Consider the following 3940-nt stretch of genomic DNA (forward strand, 5'->3'; position numbering starts at 1 on the left):
CGACATTGTTAGACGGGAGAGGATTTATGACTGATGTGGGATGATAATGTTAGTTTACAGTAAACTAAAGATATCGTCACCATTCAGTTGTCATGCCTCGCCGAGACCTCTACCATGAAACTGTTAGAAATGCTCTTATCAAAGAAGGTTGGACAATTACCCACGATCCGCTCATTTTAGGCGATCTTGAATTGCGAGTTTATCCCGATCTTGGAGCAGAAAAATCGGGTGCATCTCAAAGTTGCAAATTTACAACATTGCTCCGAATAATTAGAGCTTCCGAATAATTAGAGCTAGGGAGCGAGACGCTCCCACTACAATAAACCATAATGGGGGTAGTGCGAGCATCTTGCTCGCTATTTTTACTATATTTATATCGCTCTATTTTACGTCGTAGCGGTTCTACTCGTCAGCCGTACCTTGCAGTTCCTTTAAAAATATATCAAGGACTCTTTCAAAAAGCGATCGTGCAAAATGTAATTGAAGATGAATCTATTCATCTAATTGTGTTTAATCCTGACACGGAGGTTATCGAACAATGGATCGATTAAAACAATATCGTAATGCAATTCAACAAGTTCTCAACGAACACGCCCAACTCTCTCGCAAAGTTAGGGAAGATCGTCCTAGCGATCGCGACATTCCGGCTGAAGCGATCGCAATTTGTGACCCTCAAACCGATAATTATTTACTTGTTACTCTAGGTTGGAATGAATATCAACGCATTCATAGTATTATCGTTCATCTGCGAATTATTGATGGTAAAATTCATGTTGAATGGAATGGTACTGAAGATATAGCAGAAGATTTAATGGAACAAGGGATTCCAGAATCTGCCTTTGTTCCCGCCTTTCGCCATCCCAATTTTCGAGATGCGATCGCGACAAAAACATGATTTAAAAATTCATGTAGTGTCCAACAGTGCGATCGCCTAACCCACCCAAGTTTTTAAAAACCAATTCAGCCACCGATCGCTGACCTTCTGGTGTTAAATGCGCCCAATCAACGAAATAGGATTTTACCATTTCTGGAGGAAGTTTCGACCAAGCATTGTGAATGTCGATCGCGGCAATTTTGGACTCTTGCAGAACTTGGAAAAATTGAGATTTGTAAGCAGGATCGTTAGGAATGGGTAACACATCTTCGCGACTGGGAGTATAAACCACAACAAGGGGAATATTGTTTTCTTGAGTTAAAGCGGCGATCGCCTGCAAAGATTGTAAATTGTCCTTAAATTGTAAATCTAAGTTCTCATTAGCCAATGTTACTTTTCCTCGCATAAAATAGGAGATACGAGGAATGAGATAACGTTGAAATAATTCGGCGATCGCAGAACTAGGATATTCTATTGGATATAAATTCTTTCCTTGACTGGTCGGTTGTAGCAAATCGTGAGTGCCAATTTGGAGAATAATGGCATCAGCATTAAATGTCCCAAATTTCTGCAAATAGCCTAATTGATTACCAATTCCCCAAGAATTTGCCGACGCATTGAGAACCTCTGTTTCTTTTCCCTTCTCTTTTAATTGTATTTCCAATTGTTCGGAAATTGTTTCCATTTGATCGGTACGGTTGCCCCCATTTAATACCGAATCACCTAACATTAAAACTCGTAATACACCTGCTTTTTTTTCAATTTCGATAGGTTCAGAACGTTGAGAATATTGATTATATTCTATCCAATTGCCAAAACGCCGCGTTTTTTGATTGGGCTGAAAACGATAACCCATTTCAATATCAGCTTGTACCAAAGCAGGTTTACCCAAACCTAAAAAAAAGCGCAGTCCTATTTCTATCATCAATACAGTCAATAGAACTGCCAGTAGTATTTTACCAATACCTCTAAGTCTCATCTCCTTAATTTTGCTATCAGGTATTCGCTAAAAATTGCATTCAAAAACAACTAATAACTACTTGAAAATTTCACTAAAAAACTGTTTCATTGCAGCCCAAGAACGCTTATCTGCTTCTTCTTGATAAGCCGATCCTTTAGAGGGATCATTTCCTGCATTAGAGTCGGTAAAACTGTGAACAGCACCGCCATACATGACCAATTGCCAATCAACATTAGCCGATCGCATTTCTTTAGCAAAAGTCTGCACTTGTTCGGGAGGAACCAAAGGATCGTCGGCACCATGCAGCACTAAAACTCGCCCGCGAATATTGTTTGCATCCTCAAGGTTTGGCGTGTCTAAATTGCCGTGAAAACTAACAACTCCGGCCAAAGAAATACCACTACGGGCAAGTTCTAAAACTGTCCCTCCGCCAAAACAATAGCCGATCGCCGCTATTTTTCCAGGGGTGGTGAGTTCGTGACTTTGCAGAACTTTTAAACCCGCATTGGCGCGATCGCGTAACAGTTTGCGGTTAGAACGATAAAGTGTAGCTTGAGTTCTGGCTTCTTCCTGAGTTTGAGGGCGTACACCTTTACCATAAATATCGGCAGCAAAGGCAACATAACCCAATTCTGCCAATTCTCTCGCCCGACGTTTTTCGTAATCTCCTAAACCCTTCCACTGGTGAACTACAAGAACACCCGGGCGCTGTTCTTTAACTTCATCATCATAGGCTAAATAGCCTTCTAGAAGCACGTTATCTTGGCGATATTCAACGATCTCCGTGCGAATAGCAGCTTCGGCTGGAACCGCCATCCAAGCTATAATTGGAGCTAAAAACAAAGCAATTGATAAAGATTTCATCGTCTAAGTTCAGTGTTTGAATTTTTATCTTAATCTTACCAGCTTTGTGACAGTTTTAATCCTAATATTTTGCGAACTTTACGATTGATGCGCTTGTATAGGTTAGGCTGATAATCAAAATAAGTCGATTCGGTATAGCGATCGGCTTTATCGTGACGAATGATAAAAGGAGGGTGTTTTAAGGGAAATTCCATTGCTTTAACTTCTAATTGATTGTATTGACTTAACGCATTAGTGGTATGGGTTGCATCTTCTGTATAACCAATATATTTAATGAGATTTTCGCGCGGTGTTATGGCTAAACCTCCGTGAACCCAATTGGCAAAAATCCACTGAAAATCCCAACAATCTAACTGGTTTGCGGAAATAATATCAAAGGTATGCGTCCATGATTTAACCGCATGAGAATCTTGTAAAATATCTTGTAGTAGGTTCTTTTCTCTAATTTCTGGCCATACTTTTAAATCAAAATCAAAGTATTTCCAAGCGCGTCGCCAACTTGCCCAGCCCCAACAATGATTGTAGCGGGAAAAATAATAGCTATAATCTGTCGGATTTTCTCCAAATTGTACGTTTAAACCGCAAATTGTCATTACTCTTTCGTCATTTCTATAATAGTCTAATAACTCTTGACAGTAGCGAAAAAAGCTGGGATCGGGTAAACAATCATCTTCGATAATAATTGCTTCTTCTACGCTATCAAAGACCCAATCAATCCCCGTAGAAGGGCGCTTACCACAACCTAAGTTAACATCAGAATAATTTTTGTATACTTGACAATCCCAATCAACTTTTTCGATAATTTCTCTCACCGCAGCGCATTTTTTATCTTCTCCTGGTTTATCTGGGCGAGGTCCATCAGCAATTAGGAAAAGAATGGGAGGTTTGACTTGACGAATCGCTTCAAATACTTTTTTTGTGGTCTGAGGTCGATTAAAAACAATCATAGCCACAGGGGTTGTTAATTGCCAGTTTAATTGCTCGTTATTCATTGCTTAAATCTCCGTAATTTGAATAATATAAAAGAGCGCGATCGGGTTAATGATATAATATTTATACAGTAACCGATCTTGCTAAAATTCGCAAATAAATAGCTCTCAAAATAGGATATTTATAAAGGCGATCGCTTTATTTTCCCCAGAGTCCCATTAAAAAGAGAGCTTTTGTTTGTCGCCAGAAAATAGGTCGGATCGGTTTAAAAAATAACCCAGATAAATAAGAGGCTACAATTTGCGAGATTA

Annotated in this window: 4 protein-coding genes and 1 pseudogene; 2 read left to right on the forward strand and 3 right to left on the reverse strand. The window is 39.4% G+C overall.

From position 1 onward, the window contains the following. The first annotated feature begins 92 nt into the window (after positions 1–92). Together VB714_RS14835 and VB714_RS14840 are read left to right on the forward strand one after the other, a co-directional pair. A pseudogene (locus tag VB714_RS14835) lies at positions 93–551 on the forward strand (element excision factor XisH family protein). Then, on the forward strand, positions 539–895 hold the full coding sequence (locus VB714_RS14840; RefSeq protein ID WP_204105625.1) for a XisI protein: 357 nt from the start codon (positions 539–541) through the stop codon (positions 893–895). Before VB714_RS14835 ends, VB714_RS14840 begins: the two are co-directional and overlap by 13 nt. A gap of 1 nt (position 896) precedes the next feature. Here the strand turns inward: VB714_RS14840 and VB714_RS14845 are convergent, their stop codons facing one another. The 3 genes from VB714_RS14845 to VB714_RS14855 are packed head-to-tail and all read right to left on the reverse strand — an operon-like array spanning position 897 to position 3691. Continuing rightward, the gene (locus VB714_RS14845) at positions 897–1853 is read right to left on the reverse strand and encodes an SGNH/GDSL hydrolase family protein (protein WP_204105622.1); all 957 of its coding nucleotides are present in this window, start codon (positions 1851–1853) and stop codon (positions 897–899) included. 57 nt (positions 1854–1910) lie between these two features. Beyond that, entirely contained in the window at positions 1911–2699 is a 789-nt protein-coding gene (locus VB714_RS14850) for a dienelactone hydrolase family protein (RefSeq protein WP_323225391.1), read from the reverse strand. A 35-nt stretch (positions 2700–2734) separates the two neighbouring features. Continuing rightward, entirely contained in the window at positions 2735–3691 is a 957-nt protein-coding gene (locus VB714_RS14855; RefSeq protein WP_323225392.1) for a glycosyltransferase family 2 protein, read from the reverse strand. Positions 3692–3940 lie beyond the last annotated feature (249 nt).

It is taken from the genome of Spirulina sp. 06S082 (assembly GCF_034932145.1).
Classification (GTDB): Bacteria; Cyanobacteriota; Cyanobacteriia; order Cyanobacteriales; family Spirulinaceae; genus CCY15215.